Consider the following 2,426-nt stretch of genomic DNA (forward strand, 5'->3'; position numbering starts at 1 on the left):
CGTCGCACCCAGTGCATTTCGTCCGGTGTCGGCCCCGGGGGGGGGCGGGTGGACCGGTCGGGGGGGGGGGCCCCCCAAGCGGGGGGGGTGGGGGACGGGGGCCGGTATGCGCCGGGCCCCGCGGGGGCGCCCGCCCTTCGGGCGCCCGGCCCCCCACCGAGCGAGGACCCGATCAGTTGGTGTTGCCGACCTTGTTCGGTGACGGCGAGGGATCGGGCGCGACACCGTCGTGAGCCACCATGGCCTCCTCGCGGCCGAGCGTCGGACCGCCGGCGAGCAGGCCGATGATCGGCCACGGCGCGGGCTCGGGCTTCACCCCGGACTCCGAGTCCAGCCCGAGCGCCTTCTGCGCGTCGGCGTTCTTGATCCCGTAGCGGACGCCGGTGTCGGCGATGTAGAACATCGAATCCTTGCGGGTGCTGTTCGGCTCGATGCCGGTGCTCTGCACGAAGGCGCCGGTGCCCGGCGGGATGTAGGTGGAGTCGGCGTTGGGGCCGTCGCCGTCGGCCTGGGCCAGCGGCACCAGCTTGGCATTATCGGGAACGGGCAGGGCCAGGCCGGTGACGACCGAGAGCTCGGCCTGCTTGCCGCCCTCGTTGTGCTCGGCGGCGACCGGGTTCGGCGTCCACGACATGCAGGCGACCGGCTCGTCCTTCAGGTCGACGATGCTCATCTGCTCGCGCGGGTAGGTGGACACCGGCAACGTGTTCACCAGGTCGACCGCGACCCGGTCGGCCTGTTCGATGGTGGTGTCCGAGCCCGAGGCACGGTAGGTGTTGCGGATGATGTCGGCGGTCAGCGGCGACACCTCCTGCAGGCCGTCGGTGAGCACCACGTAGTTCTTCTCCGGCTCGGTGGACACCTGCACCACGTCACCGACGCGGTGGTCACCGATCTGGTAGCTCACGCTCGCACCGGGATCGTTGATCTTGGGCGGGACGATGGGCAGCACCTCGGGGATGGAGTTCAGCAGGCCCTCGGCCACCGGCCGCGGGGTCATCCCGGTGATGCCGAGCGCGTCGGTGACCTTGCGGTCGTCCATGTCCACCCTGGCGCGGGTGTTGTCGTAGACCAGGTAGTCCTGGCCTTGGGCGGTCACCAGCAACGCCCGGTCGGCACCCAGCTCGGAGGCCTTGTCACCGAGGTCGAGGTCACCGGCGATCACCGTGGTGGCCAGGTCGTTGCTGCCGTCGACGGCGAGCACGTCGCACACCGTCCAGGTGCGGCCGGAGCCCTTGGCGTCGTAATGCAGCGCGGCGGGCGCGCCGGGGATGCCGATCAACTGGCCGCGCGGCTTCTTCGTCAGCTCGGATTCCTTGATGATGGCGGCTTTTCCGCTCTCACCGGAGGCCAGCCGCGCCGAGGCGATGTTCAGCGCCGGGTGCACGACATCGTCGATGACGACGTAGACGCCACCGCTCTCCTTGCCGATGAGCAGCGTGTTGTCACCGATCTTGTCCTGGGGCCGGAACAGCGCGAGGATGCCGCAACCGGCGAGCACGACGACACCGAGCACCAGGCCGACGGCGTAGGCTCGCGACTGCGATCGCATGGGGTCGTGCAGCATGCGCACATCCCGGCGGACCAGCGCGTGCTCCATTCTGCGCACCAGGAATCGATAGCCGCTCACCTGCCATCGCGTGGTGGGCTTTGAAGGCATGGTTCCTCCCCCGAACAGTGCTCACATCCGGGCAACACAGTACAGTTCCGGGGGACTGTTGTTCAGCTCGGCCGGGTGGATTCGGCCGGCGCCGGTTACTTGGGGGACCTGATGGCCGAAGCCACCGGAGCGGGGCCGCGCCCGCTGTTCGGACGCATCTCGATGGCGAATCTGCTCGCCGCGCAGGCCATCGCACTCGCCGTCGGCGTCCTCTGTCTGCTGATCGGTCTGGTGCCGCTCTACACGCTGCCGATCGCGTTGGCCGCGTTGCTGATCCCGCTGGTCCCGATCGCGCAGCGCACCCTGCTCGACTGGGTGGTCACCTTCTGGCGCTTCAAGACCGGCGGCGACTACCGGATCGGTGACACCGTCGACCATCGCGGTCCCGACGACAGGTCGCTCGGCCTGTACTGGGACGGTTCCCGGGTGGTCACGGTGGTCGAGGTGCTGCCGCCGCGCGGCGGCCTGACCCGCATCTCCAGCAGCACCGTGCTGGCCTCGCACCTGCTGCCGCTGCCCGAGCTGGCGAAATGCCTGAACCAGCACGACATCCTGCTCAGCGGCATCGACATCGTCAGCCACGGCCACCGATCCCGCGCAGGCACTCCGGCGGGCAAGATCTACGAGTCGCTGCTCGGCCCGCTGCCCGCCACCGCGCACCGCTCGGTGTGGCTTGCCATCGGCTTCGACGCCGTGGCGGGCGCGGGCGCGGGGGGGGGGGGGGGGGGGGGGGGGGGGGGGGGGGGGCGCCCCGGGGGCGGGGCGC

General features: G+C 70.7%; 2 protein-coding genes. One reads left to right on the forward strand and one right to left on the reverse strand.

Features of this window, described 5'->3' with window-relative positions; all coding sequences use genetic code 11:
- Nucleotides 1–172: 172 nt before the first annotated feature.
- Nucleotides 173–1,660 carry a type VII secretion protein EccB gene (gene eccB / locus QH283_RS14430; RefSeq protein WP_280503512.1) on the reverse strand — a complete coding sequence of 496 codons (1,488 nt, stop codon included), beginning with the start codon at nt 1,658–1,660 and terminating at the stop codon, nt 173–175.
- Nucleotides 1,661–1,771: 111 nt separating this feature from the next.
- Here eccB and eccE point away from each other — a divergent pair.
- On the forward strand, nt 1,772–2,426 hold a 655-nt coding region (gene eccE, locus QH283_RS14435), incomplete at its 3' end, for a type VII secretion protein EccE (protein WP_280503513.1).

Source organism: Nocardia farcinica, from assembly GCF_029867845.1.
GTDB classification, from domain to species: Bacteria; Actinomycetota; Actinomycetes; order Mycobacteriales; family Mycobacteriaceae; genus Nocardia; species Nocardia farcinica_A.

Bases quoted from the DNA above. Each gene is read 5' to 3' on its own strand.
- eccB (WP_280503512.1), bottom strand. From the start codon at position 1,660: ATGCCTTCAAAGCCCACCACGCGATGGCAGGTGAGCGGCTATCGATTC.